Genomic DNA, 18,366 nt, shown 5'->3' with positions numbered 1-18,366 from the left:
GGAAGTATGTGATAGAAAAACCTATTATCCAGGGTGGTATGGGTGTAGGTATATCCTGGGACCAGCTGGCAGGAACTGTTTCGAAAGAAGGCGGGCTGGGTGTTGTTTCCGCTGTGGGCACGGGTGTATACAAGAATAGGAAATACCTTCACAACAATGAAATGGTAGGCAAGGAACACCGGCCGCTCGAGGCGATCAATTTTTATTCGTATTCTGCTCTGCAGCATATTTTTGACAATGCAAGGGAAATCTGCGGAAACAAACCTCTTGCAGCCAACATTCTGTATGCACAGAGTGAATACAACCGTGTCGTTGAAGATGCCTGTAAAGCAGGTGCGGATATTATTATTACCGGTGCAGGCCTGCCTCTGACCATGCCAGAAGCAGCCAAAAACTATCCTGATGTCGCACTTGTACCCATCGTGTCCACCGCCAAAGCACTCAGGATCCTTTGTAAAAGATGGAAAAAAACGCATAACAGACTGCCTGATGCGGTCGTTGTGGAAGGACCGCTGAGCGGCGGACACCAGGGGTTTAAATATGAGGAGTGTTTCCTCCCTGAAAATCAGCTTGAACTGATCCTTCCTCCTGTGGTGGAAGAGGCAAAAGAATGGGGTAATATTCCGGTGATCGCTGCCGGGGGTATTTGGGACCATGATGATATTGTGAAAATGATGGAACTGGGTGCCAGCGGCGTGCAGCTTGGAACACGTTTTATCGGAACAGTGGAGTGTGATGCCAGTGATGTGATGAAAAAGATCATCATCGGTGCGAAAGAAGAAGATATCAAACTTTTCAAGTCACCGGTAGGATATCCTGCACGGGGTGTCAAAACAGAACTGCATCGGCGCATAGAAGAGGGAACCGCTCCGAAGGTTGCCTGTATATCCAACTGTGTTGCACCCTGTGAGCGGGGTAAAGAGGCAAAAGTGGTTGGTTACTGCATTGCTGACAGACTGACCGATGCCTATGACGGTATTGCCGAGACAGGGCTCTTTTTTACCGGTTCAAACGGCTACAGACTGAATGAAATCATCACGGTCAAAGAACTGATAGACAAACTGATGAACGGTGAAGACAAATAGCGTGAAGCATCTGCGATTTATTTTTGCTGTTCTTCTCTTCCCCGTTCTGCTCTTTTCGTCGGCAGCACTGCTTCAGGAAGCTACACTGCAAAAAGGCGAACTGCATCTCATTTTCAATCAAGCCTATAACAAAAGCAATATCAGGCATTTTGTACTTAAAAAGCCCTATAGAGAAGTATTCGATCTCAGAAAGGTACGTCTGTCGGGTAAAAAAGTCGGCCATTCTCTTTCGTCAAAACATTGCCGGTCTATTCGGATTTCACAATATAAGAAAAGTACGGTACGTATTGTAATTGAAACAGGGAAACACTATATCTGTACTCCCTATCAGCCTCTTTTTTCTTTTAGCAGTTACAATATCCCCTTGCCCAAGTTCAGGGTGTCAGGCAAATCTAAACACCAAAACCAGAATAATATCAAAAAGAAAATAGCACAGTACATCAAAGATACATCGAGCAAAGTCACATCGATCTACAGACATCCGCCGGAATCTTTCTCCAGAAAACCTGTCAGAAAAGTTTCCAACAGGGTGCATCACAAAGAACTTATTGTGATAGATGCGGGGCATGGAGGACATGATACCGGTGCCATTGCCGGAGGAAAGCGGGAAAAAGATCTGGTACTTCAAATTGCAAAAAGAGTGGAAAGACAGCTGAAAAAAAAGGGCTATCGTGTCTATATGACCCGGCATACCGACCGTTTTCTGAAACTTCCCCAGCGTACGAAGATCGCAGACAGAAAGGGTGCAAAAGTGTTTGTATCCATTCATGCCAATTCCGTTCCGAAGAAAAAAAGAAACAAAGTACAGGGGGTTGAAACATTCTTCTTGCAGACAACAAGAGATGCCAAATCCCAAAGAATTGCCGCACGTGAAAACAAAGCGGTACTCAAGGGTGCAGGAAACAGGCTGAGTAAAAAAGTCATTGTAGATTCAGTACTTAACGGCCCAAAAATAGTACAATCCAACAAGCTGGCCATTGATGTGCAAAGACGGATTATTACCAACTTGCGTATGCATTACAGCGGGGTAAGAGACGGCGGAGTCCGGTATGCCCCTTTTTGGGTACTTGTAGGAGCAAGCAGACCTTCCATACTGGTAGAAGTAGGCTATATTTCCCATCCGAGGGAACGTAAGAGGCTGTTCAGTCCCAAATACCAGGAACTCATAGCCAAGGGGATTGCCGAGGGAATCAATAATTATCTGAACAACCGAAGAAAAGAGATAGATTTTGACTAAAGGAGAGAAATAATGCGATATATCAAATATGTGTTGATAGGATTTGGAGTCCTGTTTCTGATCACGGGCTGCGGCGGTCCAAGCCGTTCCGATGCACTCATTGTCATAGATGCGGGACACGGAGGTCATGACTGTGGTGCGTTGTGCGGAGGCAAACAGGAAAAAGACCTTGTGCTCCAAATTACAAAAAAACTGAAGAAAGCATTTAAAAGCAAAGGCTACAAGGTGTATCTTACCAGGGGCAAGGACAAGTTCCTCAAGCTGGGAGAACGAACACGTATTGCCGACAAGATGGATGCCAAAGTGTTTATTTCCATTCATGCCAATGCCATCGCAGACAAAGGACGTTTTGAAGCAGTTCAGGGTGTTGAGACTTATTTTCTGCAAAAAACACGGGATGCACGATCGCAGCGTGTAGCTACCCGGGAAAATGCTGCTGTACTGCAGGGCGCGGATGCCTTGAGCAAGGATGTGATTATTGATTCTGTACTGAACGGACCAAAGATCGTAGAGTCGAACAAACTGGCTATCGATGTACAGAACGGCATTATGAAGGAAGTACACAAGAAATACCGGGATGCAAGAAACGGCGGAGTGAAACCTGCACCGTTCTATGTTCTTGTCGGGGCAAGCAGGCCTTCGATTCTTGTTGAAGTGGGTTATATCACCAATACCAAAGAAAGAGAAAGACTTTTCTCTTCAGACTATCAGACACGTATTGCCAAGGGTATTGTTGAAGGGGTCAGCAGATACCTTGATAACAGGAAGAGAGATTTGGGGGTTTAACCGGGTTCATAAATTATTCATCTAATGATGGTATCATTTTGAAAGAATAAAGGTAAAAAGGAAAGTCGCATGAAGAAAATTCTATTGGGAATATTGCTGGTTTTTGGAAGTGCATCGGCTATAGAAGTCGGAAAGGTACCGCCAAATGTTGTTTTAAGCGGGAAGGACGGAGGCAGGGTTGACGGAACAGCATGGAATTCATCGATGCTTAAAGGCAAAGTACATATCATGTTCTATGTCGATCCGGATGAGCGAAAACTGAATGAGCCACTGACAGAAGCGCTGAAAAAACGGCACTTTGACAGAAAAAAATACGGATCGGTTGCCGTCATAAATCTGGCTGCCAGCTGGCTCCCCAATGCCGTTCTGGAAGCCAAACTCAAAGCCAAACAGAAAGAGTTCCCCGATACGATCTATGTTAAAGACAAGGAGAAGATCGTGCTGAAAAAATGGAATCTTGCTGATGACAATTCAGATATCCTTCTTTTTGACAAAAACGGGAAACTGATCTACCAGAAGTACGGTAAACTGTCGAACAGGGAGATCAAGACACTTTTGACACTGATTGACAAACACCTCTGATTTTACAGGTAGTGTTGTTTGAACCAGGTATAATAGAGTGCAACAAGGAGAAAACCGATGCCCAGAGCAGCCGTGATAGCTTCAAGAGATAGTGCCTGTTTTGCGGCGTAGCCAATGAAAAGGGCGGTGAGAACATTGGAAAGCATAAAGAACATATCATTGTATGAAATGACCCTCCCCATATATTTTTTTTCTGTCTCTTCCTGTATCAGCAGATAGGTGTAAGACCAGAGTGTGGTAATGAAAAAGCCCGTAACAAAAAGAGAGACAAGGGCAAGGTAAAAACTGTATTCAAACTGTGACCAGAGGATGATAGCGCTTCCCTGCAGCAGAAAAAACCAGTGCAAATTTTCTTTGTGTATGATCCTGCCTATGAAAAAAGGGCCGATCATCAGTCCGACAGCACGGGTAGCATTCATAATCCCGATCGAAAGAGGTACGGCAATAAGTTCTTTGTAATGGTGGTCGGCGAGCAGTGTAATAAGTGCATCGAAACTGGTCAGCCCAAGTGATGCATGCAGCAAAATGAGATGCAGCAGCTTTTTGTGAGACTTCAAATACGAAAACCCCTCCCTGAACAGCTGCCAGTTTGAAGCGACAAATGTATGTTGCTCAATAGTCAGTTTTAGTCCGAGCAGCAGCAGAACAGCAATGGTGTAGAGAAGCGCATCGAGCATAAAGGCAGTGTCAAAGCCGATCTTGTATGTGACAAAACCGCCTACCGCCATACCGGAGGCATAGGTAAATGACCAGATGATGGAATGGATCTCGTTGGTATTTTTAAGCATTTTGCCTTTGATCAGTTTCGGAAAAAGTGCCATTTCTGCGGAAAAAAGCATAGAAGCCGCTGCAGACCGTATGAAGATCAACAGCATGAGTATCCAGACAAAGGCAAGAGAATTGATAAAGATAAAACCGATGGTGGCACTGATTTCAACAAGAAGCAGCACGAGCATCATTTTCTTAAAGTCTATCCTGTCAATGACAATACCGATGATCGGTGCGAGTATAACTGCGGGAAGCATTGCCATAGCTGCAGTGAGAGCAATGGTCATTTCATCGGCACCGAAAGAGACGATCATGGAAAAGATCGCCACCTGGGAAAACCAGGTTCCAAAGTAGGAAATAAGCTGTATCAGTGACAGCCTTGCCACAACAGGGTGCTTAAGTGTTTCTCTATAGGTCATAGATGCGTTTATATGTCATCGTTAAGACCGTAAGGTATCTGTTTCTTTTCAAGCAGATCGATATACAGTTGAAAGGCTTTCTCTGCTTTGGCTTTATTATGGGAGGCTACTGAAATGGTTACACGCCATCCGTCACTGTAGCATTTTGGCAGAGAAGAGAATTCTACCTCTTTGGGCATCTGTTCCATCACTTCTATCAGTTCGTTTTCTTTGCATAGAGCAGTGAGGGTATAGCGGTAGTAGGTGCGTGGTTCCCGAAGCAGTTTTTTTAAAATTTCTTTTACCATGGGATGACTCATCTCCGGGAAACCGGGCATAAAGAAATAGCGTTCATCCAGTGAAAAAGCCGGCATTTTGTTTACCGGATTGTCAAGAAGCTGGGCTCCTTTCGGAAGTTCTGCCATTTTTATCGGGTAGGGATAAGCCTCTTCTCCCAGTTTTTCTTCAATGATCTTTTTGGCCTGGGCCTGTACATACAATTTCCCGTCTTTAAGTGCAACAGCGGCACACTTTCGTGTATAGTCATCAGGTGTAGAACCTATGCCCCCGAAAGCAAAGAGTACAGGGTTGGGTTGAGAAGCGATAAATTTGATAGTCTGGATGATAAGTGCAGGATCATCTTCTATGATAAAAGAGCCAGTGAGCTTTGCACCTTTTTCTGCCAGAGCTTTGGTAACAAAGTCAAAATGTTTATCCTGACGTCTGCGGTTGAGGATCTCAGTACCGATAATGAGGGTGAAAAAGTTTGGATGTGCCATATTGGATCATTCTCCTGATTTTGGAGGTTGGATATTCTGTATAGAGGTGAGGTATCGCAAGGAATACCACTCCATCTCTCATGTTTTATTGTAGAAGCATACCTTGCAGGTGTCCTTCTGAATTATTCCTCGATATAGTTCTTAAGCTTCCTGCCAACCTTGGGATGTTTTAACTTTTTGATCGCTGAAGATTCTATTTGTCTGACACGTTCACGGGTCACGTTAAGCTCTTTTCCAATCTCTTCGAGGGTTCTGTCACTTTCATCTTCAAGCAAGCCAAAACGCATACGGATGACAGCCTTTTCTCTTTCGTTAAGCTGGTCGAGTACTTCGTCTATCTGGTTGTTGAGGTCGTCTTTGAGTACTACATCTGTCGGGCTGAGTGTGGTTTTGTCTTCGATGAAGTCACCAAACCTTCCGTCGTCCTCGTCACCTACAGGTGTTTCAAGAGAGACCGGCTCTTTGGTGATCTTGATGACATTTTTTACCTTGTCCACGGTCAAACCTACCTCTTTGGCTATGGTTTCAAGATCGGGCTCTTTACCGGTTTCCTGAAGATGTTTTCTGATGATCTTGTTGATACGGTTGATCGTTTCTATCATATGGATCGGTATGCGGATGGTTCGAGCCTGGTCAGCAATGGCACGGCTGATGGCCTGACGGATCCACCAGGTTGCATAGGTAGAAAATTTGTATCCTTTTTCGTATTCGAACTTGTCGACCGCCTTCATCAGACCGATATTCCCCTCCTGGATGAGGTCAAGGAAAGGCAGTCCTCTGTTGGTGTAGCGTTTGGCAATGGAAACCACCAGTCTGAGGTTTGATTTTGCCATACGTGTTTTAGCCACTTCACTTTTGGCTTTTCCCTGACGGATCTGTTCGAGGATCGCCTGGAGTTTTTCCTCGGAGAGGTCAAATCCGCCTTTGCTCGCTTCTCTCGTCTCAAAGAGTTTTTTGATCTCCACATACGTACTTACCATCGTGGTTTCAGGTACGGAATCGATAATGTCATCTTTATCCATATTGATGATATTTTCGAGGATCTTCTGGTGATTGGCCCTGAGCGTATCGTTGAAAAGCGGAAGTTTGTATTCGAGACGTTTGAGCTCTTTTTCAAAACTGTCATCGCTTTTCAGTGCCGTTTCCATTGCTTTAACCAGTTCATTGATCAGTTTTGATGTCGGTCCGAGGTCAAGAAGTGCTGCTTTGAGCTGTTCTTTTTTATAGGCGATCTTGAGTCTTTCATGAACGATCTTCACAGGATCAGTTTCCGTTTTCAGGAAACTGTCAAGGTCTTCTCTTGCTTTCATCCACTCTTTTTTTGCTTTTTCGAGCTTTTTAAAGCTTTCTACAACCTGTTTGACCCTTTTGTCATTTTTAGGTACGCCTTTTTCGCCTTCCGTTTCTTCACCTTCGGCTGTGTCATCGCTTTTATCGTCTTCAAAACTTTTAAAGAGTTCTTTTACACGCCTCTCACGGTTAAGAAGCGGTTCTTTGTAATTAAGAATATACCCTATGAGGTAAGGTACGGAGCAGATAGCGTCAATGATGATATCTTCACCCTCTTCAATACGTTTGGAGAGATCAACTTCCTCTTCTTTGGTCAAAAGAGGAATTTTCCCCATCTCCCGCAGATACATTCTGACAGGCGAATCGGAACGGCTCCATTCAAGAAGTTCCTTTTCTTTATGCAGGTCAAACTCGTCTTCTCCCTCTCCCGCAACACCTCTTTTTCGTGCGTCTTCTCTTCTCTTTCTTTCTTTTTCGATCAGATATCCGGCATACTCCGAAGCGGAAATGATGTCGACTTTATTGTCAGTAGAGAGTTTTTGTATCTTTTTGGCCTGGGCAGCAGTGACCTGTTTGCCGAACTCTTTTGCGATATTTTCAAAGGTAACTACATCACCTTTTTTCTTAGACTTAAATAACGCTTCTATGTTTTTCATGCTGTCTTTTGCTGCCATTCTTGTCCTTGATGTTTGAGGTGAAGTGCCTCAGAATTGTTTAAGGTGGATTATACCGAAATTTTCTTCGTTTTTACTATTAAATTTGTTTAATTTCAGTTTTTTGGCTATAATCGCGAAAATTTTTACGGGTTTATACCCTGAATAAAGGATACAACTTTGCAAGGTAAAGTTTGGAAATTTGGTGATAATGTCGATACGGATCTGATCATCGCAGCAAGATATTTGAATACAAGTGAGCCTTCAGAACTGGCGAAACATGTTATGGAAGATGCCGATCCGGAGTTCGTTGCCAAAATGGACGAAGGTGACATCATTGTGGCGGGTGAGAATTTCGGATGCGGATCAAGCCGTGAACATGCTCCCATTGCACTCAAGGCAGCGGGAATCAATGCAGTGATTGCACCAACATTCGCACGTATTTTTTACCGGAATGCCTTCAATATGGGGCTGCCTATTTTTGAACTGCCGGAAGCAGGAGAAATAGAAGAGGGTGATGTCGTCAGAATCGATATGAATTCGGGTGAAATCATCAATGTCACACAGGCTAAGACGTACAAGTTTACTCCGATCCCTGAATTTATGCAGGAACTTGTCAATACGGGCGGACTAATAGAATTCGCAAAAAAAGAGATAGAAGCAGGAGCAAAATAATGAAAACATATAGAATTGGTGTGATCAAAGGTGACGGAATAGGCCCTGAAATTGTCGATGAAGCAATCAAGGTACTTGATTCTGTTTCTGTTTCCCAGGGGTTCAACCTCAAATATGAAGAGATGTTGCTGGGCGGTGCTGCGATCGATGCGACGGGTGTGCCGCTTCCTGATGAGACCATTCAGGGTGTTAAAAAGTGTGATGCGGTACTCTTTGGTGCCATAGGCGGGCCGAAATGGGACAACCTGGAGCGTCATCTCAGACCTGAGACCGGACTGCTGGGGCTGCGTAAAGAGATGGGAACCTTTGCCAATCTTAGACCGGCAATGGTCTATGACGAACTGGTAAATGCTTCAAGTCTCAAGCCTGCAGTGATCCAGGGTGTGGATATTATGGTGGTACGTGAGCTGACAGGCGGTATCTACTTCGGCCAGCCCAGAGAACTTCATGCAGACAAAGCGTTCAATACAATGATCTATACAAGAGAAGAGGTAAAACGTATCGCGGTCGTGGCATTTGATATCGCTATGAAACGAAACAAACGTATCTGTTCCGTAGACAAAGCGAATGTACTTGAAGTCAGCCAGTTCTGGAGGGAGATCGTTGAAGAAGTTGCGAAAGACTACCCGGAAGTGGAGCTGTCGCATATGTATGTCGACAATGCGGCCATGCAGCTCATTCGTGACCCAAAACAGTTCGATGTGATCTTGACAGGGAACATTTTTGGTGACATTCTTTCCGATGCAGCTTCCATGCTCTCAGGTTCTATTGGTCTTCTTCCGAGTGCGAGTACGGGCAAAGGAGTAGGACTTTTTGAACCGATACACGGTTCGGCACCGGATATCGCAGGGCAGGGTATCGCCAATCCGCTTGCAACGATCTCGAGTGCAAGTATGATGCTGCGCTATGCACTGGGTGAAAGTGAAGCGGCAGACAAGATCGACGAAGCGATCAGGAAAGCACTTGCAGAAGGCTACAGAACCGGTGATATCGGTGATTATGATGCCAAAGAGATCTGCAGCTGTACAGAGATGGGCGATATTATCGCCAATTATGTCTCCAAATAGGTATTGCATAGTATGGAAAAACGCGCAAGGGTTCTGATAGACTGTGAAGATGCCAAAGGTCTGGTCTACCAAATTTCCAAAGTCTTTTATGACAGGGGCCTGAACATTGACAACAACCGGGAATTTGTCGACAAAGAGTACAAACGTTTCTTTATGAGGACGGTGGTTTCGGGGCATTTTGATGTTGAGGAACTTCATGATGAACTGGCATCCGTGGTTCCGGCTGATGCCCGTATCCGTGTCATCGAGCCAAGTGACAAAAAGATCATTCTGCTTGCTACGAAAGAGTCTCATGCGCTTGGAGATATTTTGGTCCGGCATGCGGACGGTGAGCTTGATGCGACCATTGAGTGCGTTATTGCCAACCATAATACGCTCGAAACGCTTGTGAAACGTTTTGATATCCCTTTTTTCTATATTTCTGCGGAAGGACTCAGCAGAGAAGAACATGAGTCAAAGGTGATGGCGTGTATCGACCAGTTCAAGTTTGACTATATGGTGCTTGCCAAATATATGCGGATACTCACGCCTGCATTCGTAGAAGCCTATGAGAAAAAGATAGTCAATATTCACCATTCCTTCCTCCCGGCTTTTATCGGAGCCAATCCTTACAAACAGGCTTATGAGAGAGGGGTAAAGATCATCGGTGCTACAGCGCATTTTGTGACCAACGATCTTGATGAAGGGCCGATCATTGCACAGGATGTCATACCGGTAAACCACCGTTTTGAGTGGAAAGATATGCAAAAAGCCGGACGGGATGTAGAAAAGATCGTTCTCTCCAGGGCATTGGCTCTGGTGCTTCATGACAGAGTCTTTGTCAACGGAAACAAAACGGTTATTTTTTAAAATATGTTCAATATTGTCCTTGTAGAACCGAAAATACCGCAAAACACAGGTACCATTGGACGTTTATGTGTCAATCTGGGCGCAACGCTGCATCTTGTCAAGCCGCTTGGTTTCGATATTGACGATAAAGCAGTCAAACGGGCAGGGCTGGATTATTGGAAACATCTTGATCTTGTTGTCTGGGAAAATTTTGACGATTTTCTGACTGCACACCCGATTGGTATGCATTCCTATATGGCAACCACTAAAACGGACAACCTGTATTTTGATGCGCCGTTTCAAAAAGGGGATTACATTCTCTTTGGTTCAGAAACAAAAGGAATAGATGAAAAAGTACTTTTGGCACATCCGGAGCAATGTATTACCATTCCCATGGGAGGCAAAGGCAGAAGTTTGAACCTCGGCGTAAGTGTAGGCGTGGTTATGTATGATGCACTGCGCAAAAACTATGAAGGTTTTGAAAAAATCACGATTCAAAACAGTTTAAAGGAAGGTTGATGTCTTTTGGAGATTATGTCTATATTGTTGCTGTCATTCTTTTTGCCTACATGACGTTTGTCATTATCAGAAACAATTTCAGGTCCAAATTTGATGCGCAGGAACGACGCAAAGATCTGGCGGACGAATATGAAGAGGATTACATCGTGGACAAACAGCCGGAGTCCAAAGAGGACTAACCCCCTATTTACCAACATTTCGATAGAATAAATGTTATTATTTGTATAGGACTTTCCATATGACACAACCACTACTTATCGAGATCGGCGTAGAAGAACTTCCCGCCATCCCACTGCTCAAGATCGTATCCAACATTGAAAAATCCTGGAAAAAGATCCTTGAAAACTACAAACTCGACAATGACTTTGAATTTATCTATACTCCGAGACGTCTGGTACTCAAGCATGCCGACATGCCTGAAAAACAGGAAGATCAGACCATTGAACTGATGGGACCTCCGGTCGCGGCCGCCATCAAAGACGGTGTTCCGACCAAGGCGGCTGAAGGATTTGCCAGAAAATGCGGTGTGGGTTTTGAAGCACTCGGGCGTGCCGACAACAATGGCAGAGAAGTACTTTACTTCAAAAAAGAGGAGAAAGGTGCCCAGACAGCTGCGTTGCTTCAGGAAATGCTGGAGAAGTGGATCGCATCCATGTCCTTTGGAAAAATGATGCGCTGGGGAAGCAGAAGTGATGAATTCATCCGACCCGTCAGATGGCTTCAGGTACGCATGGGCGAAGATTCCATTCCTGTAGAACTTTTCGGGGTACAGTCCGGTACGAAGACTTATGTACACCGTATGGTCAGTTACGATGCAGTGGAAGTGCCGAGTATAGAGGCTTATGAAACGATATTGGCAGAGGGTGCGGTACTCCTGCATCCCAAAGAGAGAGAAGCGGTCATCCTGACGGAATTCGATGCCCTGGAAGCAGAATACGGCATTCTCATCGAAAGAGACAGGTCTCTGCTTGCCGAGGTCGTTGCCATTACGGAAAATCCCAAAGCACTGGTAGGAAGTTTCGATGAACTTTTTCTTGAGCTGCCGCCTGAAGTGATCATCACTTCCATGAAAGAGCATCAGCGTTATTTCCCGGTATTTGAACACGGGAAGATCACCAACAGATTCGTAGTGGTCAGCAATGCCTATACCGATGACTACTCCAAAGTGATTGCCGGGAATGAGAGGGTACTCAGGCCCCGACTTGCAGACGGACTTTTCTTTTACAAAAATGACCTCAGGAACGGACTCTCTACGGACGGTCTTGAAAAAGTACAGTTCATTGACGGGCTTGGTTCTCTTGCCGACAAGATCAAAAGAGAAAAAAGTATTGCGGTCAGACTGCTTGCGCTCTACATGGATAGACTTGAAGCCCAGACCGGTAAAAGTTCCGCAGAACTTGAAAAACTGATGGACAGAGCTGTTGAGCTGGCCAAAGCGGACCTCATGAGCGAAATGGTTTACGAGTTCACTGAACTTCAGGGACTGATGGGCTATTATTATGCCAAAGCATTGGGTGAAGACCCCCTGGTCTACAATGCGATCAGGGAACAGTACATGCCCGTGGGCGAGGGTGCCGAACTTCCATCGTCACTTTTCGCTTCCATCGTGGCCATGAGCATCAAACTCGATACCCTCTTCGGACTTTTCTCCGTCGGCAAGATTCCGACCGGTTCTAAAGACCCTTTCGCGCTGAGACGTGCGGTGAACGGTATCGTCCGTATTGTGACAGACAATGATATTACGTTCAATATTGATGACAGCATTGAACTGCTCAAATCGGAGTATGAAGTATTCGATACAAATGAACTCAAAGCCTTCATCATTGAGCGTATCAACAAATCACTCGATGCCAATCCGTCAGTCATCGCTGCGGTACTGGCAAGCGGTGAACTCGATATTAACGAGATCGCCAAAAAAGTAGCGGCACTTAACGAGATCGTTTCTGCAGATACCTTCAAAGAACAATTCTCTACCTTCAAACGTGTGGCGAACATTTCCAAAGATGTGGACCTCGATGGTGATCTGAAAATTGATGTGTCACTTTTCAAAGAAGAAGCGGAAGTAGCTCTTTATACAGCCTATGAAAAAGTGATACACCAGAATTTTCCTGATTACAGAACACGTCTTGAAGCACTTTTCGGCTTGAAACGTGAACTTGATACCTATTTTGACGATGTTATGGTCAATACGGAGGACGAGGCACTGAAAACCAACAGACTGCATACGATCGGGTCTATCTATAAAACTTTCAAGAATATCGCGGATATTAAAGAGATCTCTGTTTAGCAAAGTGACAAATTCAATAAAGTGAGTGAGATAATATGTCTCAAGTTTATGACACCATCGTGATCGGAGCGGGTATTGCGGGGTGTTGTGCCGCATTTGTTTTACAGCGAAAAGGACAGAAAGTCCTTTTAGTCGACCGGAGCAGTATGGCGGCCAGCGGGGGTTCCGGTGCGGCGGGTGCGTTTGTTTCTCCCAAGATCGGCAAGGGGTCTCCGCTTCAGAAACTCACCAATGAAGCCTTTCATTTTTCCCAAGCGTTCTACCTTGAGTATTTTCCGGATTACTTTCATCAGACAGGTGTAATACGTATTCCCAAAGATGCGGAGGATGCCGGGAAGTTCTCTCTGTATGAGGCATTTAATGAATCACACTACAGGTGGGTCAGCAAAGAAGCATTGGAAGCACTCGGTATTCACAATGCCCAGGACAGTTTTCTTTTTGAGGAGGCAGGTGTATGCGATGCACCTGAACTCTGCAATGCCATTGTTGCACAGATATCTTTTCAACAGTTCGATGTCAATCAACTCATTTATGAGAATGCTCACTGGACGATCCTCAATGCTCAAGGTGCAACACTCAGTACCAAGAATATAATACTTTCCACCGGTTACCAAAACACACTCTTCGACATGCGCTATATGGGGGTCAGAGGCACCTGGGGAAGCCGCGGTGACTATGAAAGCGAGCTTGACCTGAAAGTCAGTATGCATAAAAGCATTTCTGTTTCCGCCAATGTCAACGGCATCATCAAAATAGGGGCGACGCATGTCAAGGCCAAAGAACCCTGTATCGTTTGTAACGGAAAACCGCTTCAGGTCCTGGAAGAGAAAGCAGCAGAAATGGTCGATACTTCTGACTTCAAGCTCAAAGAAACTTTTTGCGGGATGCGTTCGGGTTCCAAAGACTACTTTCCCCTGGCCGGAAAAGTGATCGATGTACCCTATATGTTCGAGAGCTGTCCGGCAGTACTTCGAGGGGCAAAACCCCCGTTGAAACATGTGAAAAATCTTTATATCTGCAACGGTCTCGGAGGAAGGGGATTTGTCTTCGCCCCACTGATGGCAGAGTGGTTGGCTGAGATGATTGTTGAGGGGAAAGAGATAGACCCGAGGGTGAATCCGGATAGACTCTTTTTAAAGTGGTGCAGAAAACTGTAGGGTGCGTGGTTACGCGCCCTACACTTGGTTCCACGGTTCCCATTCGGGTATTTGCGAGATGTGCGGAAACCCATCCAGTATTTCCTGCGGCTGGAACTTCGGTTTGTAGGCAAAAGCTTTGCAGCCTTCTACCCAGTAACCCAGATAGATCCAGGGAAGTTCCAGTATCTTGGCTAGTTTGATCTGGTAAAGCAGAGAGAAAGTCCCCAGTGAGAGATGCGCATAGTCCGGGTCGTAATAGAAATAGATAGCGCTGATGCCGTCTTCGAGGATATCAATGAGGTCAACACCTACAAGTTTGTCATCGACAATGTAAAGCACTTCCTTGCCAAAATCCTGTGCTCCCTCAACAAAATTTTCATTGTATTCCCTTTGTGAGATATTGCGGTAGCTCCAGCCGTCTTTTTTATGTTTGTAGGCATGGTATTTGTTGTAAAGATCAAGATGGGCAACCGTGAGCGTCGGTTTCTGAACGATAATTTTTGTTTCTTTGTTCTTTTTGATCGTACGCCGCTGTGATTTGCTGTAATGATAGTTAGTGGCATTGATACGGAGACTCTTGCATTCATTGCATCCGTTGCAAACAGGATGAAAATAGTATTTTCCGAAACGTCTCCATCCCCGTTGGATCACAGCGGTGGCAAATTTTTTATTGGCCCGGTCGACATATTTGTAATGCATACGAACCTGATTGCCCGGAATGTAGGCACAGTCATAGTCCAGCATGGAAAAATCTGTCGATGGCGGGTTGAGTAAGTCAAGTTCTTCATTCATAATCGCGATTATACTCAAATTGTTGTAAAATTCATATATTTTCAATGCATATATTTTTTTGGGAGTCTTTGTGTTTCTTTACCAGCCGACATCGGGTTACTGTTACAACAGCGACTCCATTTTTCTCTATGATTTCATTTATTCTTTCACTCCGAAGGGTTCTTTGCTGGATGTCGGCTGTGGAGTGGGGATCATTTCTCTGTTGTTGACCCGTGATTTCAAGATTGAGACGAGCATTATCGACAAACAGGAAAACATGTTGAACTATGCCAGGCACAATTTTGTTCTCAACGGGTTAACCGCAAAAAGCCATTTGGGAGATTTTACCGGGCTGGAAACAGAAGACCGTTTCGACTACATTGTTTCCAATCCGCCTTTTTATGACCCGAGGGTCACACAGAGTGAGAACAGCCACCTCAATATTGCCCGTTATGCGCACCACCTTCCCATTGAAGCTTTTGTCAGACGGGTCAAAACTTTCCTGAAGCCGAAAGGCTGGTTTATTTTCTGTTATGATGCCAAGCAGATCGATCTGCTCTTGCATCATTTGAAAATAAATGCTATAAACCCTGAGAAGATACAGTTCGTACATTCCAAGATGGACAGAGAGTCAAAACTGGTTTTCATCGCGGCCAGGAACAATTCGAAGTCTATGACGCAGATCCTGCCTCCGTTGGTGGTTTTTGATGAGAACAATGACTATACCCCCCAAGCGATGAAGGCATTCGAAAAAGCCGATACACACAGTATCAAAGGAGAATTTGGCTGATGAAAGATCGAAAATGGAAGATTGATAATGTAGGGTGCGTAACCATGCACCAATTAAAGAGTAAACGGAAAAACAAATATGAATGACAAGCTGATGGAAAAAGAAGGATACAACTACAAGTTCGATCCCTCGGCATGTGAAGAATGCGGCGGGCATTGCTGTACGGGAGAGAGCGGTTATATCTGGGCAAAGTATGATGAGATCGTGAATATGGCAGCGTTTGTTAACCTTTCGGTAGCGGAATTCGCTACAATGTATCTGAAAAAAGTGAAACACCGTTATTCGCTGGTCGAAAAGAAACTGGCAGAAGACAATTATGCCTGTATCTTTTTCGATGAAACGAAAGAACGGTGTTCTATCTATCCTGTGCGACCGTTGCAATGTCGCACTTTTCCCTTTTGGGAACAGTTTAAACATGATGAAAAAGAGGTGAAAAAAGAGTGTCCGGGAATCGTATAATACAATCTATTGTTATGGCTGTACTCCTATTGACAGGTACAGGGCAGGCTAAAGAGCTGAATGTTGTCAGCAATGATACACTTATTATCCAGGGACTTTTGTTCGAAGAATATAAAGCATACGACCTCAGTTATGAAGTCTTTAAAACACTCTATACCAGGACAGGTGACAAAGAATACCTGTTTAGAGAAGCTGCCTCTTCACTGATGGGAAATATTTACATCAATGAGACTATCAAACAATTGAAAACATGGGATGAGGCACATCCTGATACACTTGAAGTCAGACGGCTGCTGATCCCTCTGTATCTTACTGCAAAAAGGGTGCAGGATGCCAAAAGTGAAGCCGAAATTCTTCTAAAACGCTCCAGTAAACCGGAAGATATCGATTTGGCTTCCAATCCCTATCTTTACAGCGGAAATTTTAAAAAGGCAGCAATGCTTCTGGAAAAGGTATACAGTAAAACTTCCAATGAACGTGTACTGTTGCGTCTGAGCAGTATTATGGACGAATACACAGGCGAGCGAAAGAAAGCGATACAGATGCTTGAAACACATCGGCGTATGAATGTGCTTACTTCTGATGCAGTGTATTTAAAGCTTTTGGATCTTTATGTCAAAGAGAATGATGTGGACGGTGTTATCAGCACCTATAAAGCACTGTATGAAAAAGACAAAAAGGAAAAATATCTTAAAAAAGCGATCGATGCCTATGCTTTTAAAGGAGATCTTGACGGGGCAATTGCTTATCTTGAAAAAGTGAAAGATGAAAAAGCCGATTATATTCTCTATGAACTCTATAAACGGAAAAAACTTTTCAATAAAGCTTTTTTGCTGACAGACAAGCTTTATGCAGAGCAGAAAGATCCTAGATGGCTTGCCGAAAAAGGTATATTGCTGTTTGAAAAATCAAAAAACAAAAATGACAAAAAAATGATCAAAAATGTACTTTCCTATTTTGAAAAAGCCATACAGATGGGAGAGGATGACAGTATCTACCTGAATTATTACGGATATACCCTCATCGATAAGGAAATTGATGTGAAGAAAGGGATCAAAGTCATTGAAGATGCTCTGGTGCAGCAGCCTGACAATACGTATTATCTTGATTCGCTTGCCTGGGGATATTACAAAGAAAAACGGTGCCGGGAAGCACAGGCTCTTATGAAGAAAGTGGTTGATGAGGAAGGACTGAAAGAACCGGAAATTGCAGAACACTGGAAGAAAATACAGGAATGCAAGTAAAAACGTTCAGCGTTAGCGAGTACGTGTTGGGGTATAATACGGCAAAAATTTTAGTGAGAAAATTATGGCTCAGATTTTAGATGAAATTATCAAAAAGACAAAAGAAGATCTTGCAAAGAGAAAAGTAGACTATCCGGTAGAATGGCTGGGGCGTTCTCTTGCCTTTAATCCTTTTGTACCAAAAGATGTGCAGACAGCACTGCGTTCAACAGAAGAGAATCCCTACCGTATCATTGCTGAAGTAAAAAAAGCAAGCCCGAGCAAGGGGGTTATCCGTGAAGATTTTGACCCGATGGTCATTGCACAGGCATATGAAAAAGGCGGTGCAGATTCTCTTTCCATTTTAACCGAACCGCATTTCTTTCAGGGTGACAAAGAATACCTTGGAATGGTACGCCGCTATGTCAGTATTCCTCTGCTCAGGAAAGATTTCATCGTAGACAAATACCAGATCGTCGAGGCACTGGCTTTCGGTGCGGACTATATATTGCTTATTGCCAAAGCCCTTTCCCGTAAAGAGCTTAAAACACTTTACGAATATGCACTGCACCTTGGACTGGAAGTTCTGGTAGAGATACATGACAAGAGCGATCTTATCAAAGCAATGTTCGCCGGCGCGACCATCATCGGCATCAACCACCGAAATCTTGAAACTTTCGAGATGGATATGCGACTGACTGAAAAACTTATTCCTCTTATTCCGAATAACAAGATCATTGTGGCGGAAAGCGGTATCAATGACCATGAAACAGTTGTAGAAATTTCCAAAATGGGTGCGGATGCTTTTCTTGTAGGAGAGCATTTTATGCGACAGGATGATATTACCGCTGCTATCAGATCTGTAAAATACGGAAAATAAGTTTCGCACAGGGTGTTGTCTCCCGACAGCGCTGTGATGTGTTTGTCCCTCTTCTTTTTTAGCAAATAATCTACTGTTTGTTTCAAATTATTGTTATCTTCCAAGCCCTTAGCTATATTTTTTTGAAAAATCAATGAATTAAAAATTATA

The 18,366-nt window shown here is 44.2% G+C and carries 18 protein-coding genes and 1 pseudogene; 15 read left to right on the top strand and 4 right to left on the bottom strand.

Features of this window, described 5'->3' with window-relative positions; all coding sequences use genetic code 11:
- The 4 genes from F8L24_RS06030 to F8L24_RS06015 form a co-directional block, all read left to right on the top strand.
- A partial coding sequence (locus tag F8L24_RS06030; protein ID WP_294953153.1) for a nitronate monooxygenase occupies positions 1–1,085 on the top strand: 1,085 nt, incomplete at its 5' end.
- A 1-nt stretch (position 1,086) separates the two neighbouring features.
- Complete coding sequence (locus F8L24_RS06025; protein WP_294953151.1) at positions 1,087–2,322, top strand: N-acetylmuramoyl-L-alanine amidase; 1,236 nt, start codon at positions 1,087–1,089, stop codon at positions 2,320–2,322.
- Positions 2,323–2,334: 12 nt separating this feature from the next.
- Positions 2,335–3,108: an N-acetylmuramoyl-L-alanine amidase gene (locus F8L24_RS06020; RefSeq protein WP_294953148.1), complete on the top strand. Its 774-nt coding sequence runs from the start codon at positions 2,335–2,337 to the stop codon at positions 3,106–3,108.
- A 69-nt stretch (positions 3,109–3,177) separates the two neighbouring features.
- Positions 3,178–3,690 carry a YtfJ family protein gene (locus tag F8L24_RS06015; RefSeq protein ID WP_294953145.1) on the top strand — a complete coding sequence of 171 codons (513 nt, stop codon included), beginning with the start codon at positions 3,178–3,180 and terminating at the stop codon, positions 3,688–3,690.
- A gap of 2 nt (positions 3,691–3,692) precedes the next feature.
- On the opposite strand, the gene F8L24_RS06010 is transcribed toward F8L24_RS06015, so the two are convergent.
- The 3 genes and pseudogenes from F8L24_RS06010 to rpoD all read right to left on the bottom strand — a co-directional run.
- A complete protein-coding gene (locus F8L24_RS06010; protein ID WP_294953142.1) occupies positions 3,693–4,877 on the bottom strand; it encodes an MFS transporter in 1,185 nt (394 codons plus the stop codon).
- Between the two features lie 8 nt (positions 4,878–4,885).
- On the bottom strand, positions 4,886–5,635 hold the full coding sequence (locus F8L24_RS06005) for a molybdopterin-binding protein (protein ID WP_294953139.1): 750 nt from the start codon (positions 5,633–5,635) through the stop codon (positions 4,886–4,888).
- A gap of 122 nt (positions 5,636–5,757) precedes the next feature.
- Positions 5,758–7,602: pseudogene (gene rpoD, locus F8L24_RS06000) on the bottom strand (RNA polymerase sigma factor RpoD); the annotation flags it as partial.
- Between the two features lie 141 nt (positions 7,603–7,743).
- On the opposite strand from rpoD, the gene F8L24_RS05995 reads away from it, so the two are divergent.
- Genes F8L24_RS05995 through mnmC form a run of 7 tightly spaced genes read left to right on the top strand, consistent with a single transcriptional unit; the run spans position 7,744 to position 14,111 of the window.
- On the top strand, positions 7,744–8,253 hold the full coding sequence (locus F8L24_RS05995; protein WP_294953156.1) for a 3-isopropylmalate dehydratase small subunit: 510 nt from the start codon (positions 7,744–7,746) through the stop codon (positions 8,251–8,253).
- Entirely contained in the window at positions 8,253–9,320 is a 1,068-nt protein-coding gene (gene leuB, locus F8L24_RS05990) for a 3-isopropylmalate dehydrogenase (protein WP_294953136.1), read from the top strand. The genes F8L24_RS05995 and leuB overlap by 1 nt, the downstream gene beginning before the upstream one ends.
- 12 nt (positions 9,321–9,332) lie before the next feature.
- Positions 9,333–10,169 (top strand): formyltetrahydrofolate deformylase, encoded by an 837-nt coding sequence (gene purU / locus F8L24_RS05985; protein WP_294953133.1) that lies wholly within the window; start codon positions 9,333–9,335, stop codon positions 10,167–10,169.
- 3 nt (positions 10,170–10,172) lie between these two features.
- Entirely contained in the window at positions 10,173–10,667 is a 495-nt protein-coding gene (locus tag F8L24_RS05980; protein WP_294953130.1) for a tRNA (cytidine(34)-2'-O)-methyltransferase, read from the top strand.
- Complete coding sequence (locus tag F8L24_RS05975) at positions 10,667–10,846, top strand: hypothetical protein (protein ID WP_294953127.1); 180 nt, start codon at positions 10,667–10,669, stop codon at positions 10,844–10,846. Before F8L24_RS05980 ends, F8L24_RS05975 begins: the two co-directional genes overlap by 1 nt.
- A gap of 59 nt (positions 10,847–10,905) precedes the next feature.
- Positions 10,906–12,954, top strand: a complete 2,049-nt coding sequence (gene glyS, locus F8L24_RS05970) for a glycine--tRNA ligase subunit beta (RefSeq protein ID WP_294953125.1) — start codon at positions 10,906–10,908, stop codon at positions 12,952–12,954.
- Positions 12,955–12,989: 35 nt separating this feature from the next.
- A complete protein-coding gene (gene mnmC, locus F8L24_RS05965; protein WP_294953122.1) occupies positions 12,990–14,111 on the top strand; it encodes an FAD-dependent 5-carboxymethylaminomethyl-2-thiouridine(34) oxidoreductase MnmC in 1,122 nt (373 codons plus the stop codon).
- An 18-nt stretch (positions 14,112–14,129) separates the two neighbouring features.
- Here the strand turns inward: mnmC and F8L24_RS05960 are convergent, their stop codons facing one another.
- Entirely contained in the window at positions 14,130–14,885 is a 756-nt protein-coding gene (locus tag F8L24_RS05960; protein ID WP_294953119.1) for an arginyltransferase, read from the bottom strand.
- Positions 14,886–14,955: 70 nt separating this feature from the next.
- Between F8L24_RS05960 and F8L24_RS05955 the strand changes: the two genes are divergently transcribed.
- From F8L24_RS05955 to trpC, 4 genes are all read left to right on the top strand, one after another.
- Entirely contained in the window at positions 14,956–15,654 is a 699-nt protein-coding gene (locus F8L24_RS05955; RefSeq protein ID WP_294953116.1) for a methyltransferase, read from the top strand.
- A gap of 78 nt (positions 15,655–15,732) precedes the next feature.
- Positions 15,733–16,113 carry a YkgJ family cysteine cluster protein gene (locus F8L24_RS05950; RefSeq protein WP_294953114.1) on the top strand — a complete coding sequence of 127 codons (381 nt, stop codon included), beginning with the start codon at positions 15,733–15,735 and terminating at the stop codon, positions 16,111–16,113.
- A gap of 14 nt (positions 16,114–16,127) precedes the next feature.
- Positions 16,128–17,357 carry a hypothetical protein gene (locus tag F8L24_RS05945; RefSeq protein ID WP_294953111.1) on the top strand — a complete coding sequence of 410 codons (1,230 nt, stop codon included), beginning with the start codon at positions 16,128–16,130 and terminating at the stop codon, positions 17,355–17,357.
- A gap of 64 nt (positions 17,358–17,421) precedes the next feature.
- The gene (gene trpC / locus F8L24_RS05940) at positions 17,422–18,216 is read left to right on the top strand and encodes an indole-3-glycerol phosphate synthase TrpC (RefSeq protein ID WP_294953109.1); all 795 of its coding nucleotides are present in this window, start codon (positions 17,422–17,424) and stop codon (positions 18,214–18,216) included.
- Positions 18,217–18,366: the final 150 nt, after the last annotated feature.

This window comes from Sulfurovum sp., assembly GCF_015493435.1.
Lineage (GTDB): Bacteria > Campylobacterota > Campylobacteria > Campylobacterales > Sulfurovaceae > Sulfurovum.
The sequence above is the reverse complement of the archived record's forward strand: the minus strand, read 5'-3'. Positions and strand labels throughout refer to the sequence as shown.

Bases quoted from the DNA above. Each gene is read 5' to 3' on its own strand.
- F8L24_RS06020 (WP_294953148.1), top strand. From the start codon at position 2,335: ATGCGATATATCAAATATGTGTTGATAGGATTTGGAGTCCTGTTTCTG.
- F8L24_RS05945 (WP_294953111.1), top strand. From the start codon at position 16,128: ATGGCTGTACTCCTATTGACAGGTACAGGGCAGGCTAAAGAGCTGAAT.
- F8L24_RS05960 (WP_294953119.1), bottom strand. From the start codon at position 14,885: ATGAATGAAGAACTTGACTTACTCAACCCGCCATCGACAGATTTTTCC.
- trpC (WP_294953109.1), top strand. From the start codon at position 17,422: ATGGCTCAGATTTTAGATGAAATTATCAAAAAGACAAAAGAAGATCTT.
- glyS (WP_294953125.1), top strand. From the start codon at position 10,906: ATGACACAACCACTACTTATCGAGATCGGCGTAGAAGAACTTCCCGCC.
- purU (WP_294953133.1), top strand. From the start codon at position 9,333: ATGGAAAAACGCGCAAGGGTTCTGATAGACTGTGAAGATGCCAAAGGT.
- F8L24_RS05950 (WP_294953114.1), top strand. From the start codon at position 15,733: ATGAATGACAAGCTGATGGAAAAAGAAGGATACAACTACAAGTTCGAT.
- leuB (WP_294953136.1), top strand. From the start codon at position 8,253: ATGAAAACATATAGAATTGGTGTGATCAAAGGTGACGGAATAGGCCCT.
- F8L24_RS06010 (WP_294953142.1), bottom strand. From the start codon at position 4,877: ATGACCTATAGAGAAACACTTAAGCACCCTGTTGTGGCAAGGCTGTCA.
- F8L24_RS05975 (WP_294953127.1), top strand. From the start codon at position 10,667: ATGTCTTTTGGAGATTATGTCTATATTGTTGCTGTCATTCTTTTTGCC.
- mnmC (WP_294953122.1), top strand. From the start codon at position 12,990: ATGTCTCAAGTTTATGACACCATCGTGATCGGAGCGGGTATTGCGGGG.
- F8L24_RS06005 (WP_294953139.1), bottom strand. From the start codon at position 5,635: ATGGCACATCCAAACTTTTTCACCCTCATTATCGGTACTGAGATCCTC.
- F8L24_RS05980 (WP_294953130.1), top strand. From the start codon at position 10,173: ATGTTCAATATTGTCCTTGTAGAACCGAAAATACCGCAAAACACAGGT.
- F8L24_RS06015 (WP_294953145.1), top strand. From the start codon at position 3,178: ATGAAGAAAATTCTATTGGGAATATTGCTGGTTTTTGGAAGTGCATCG.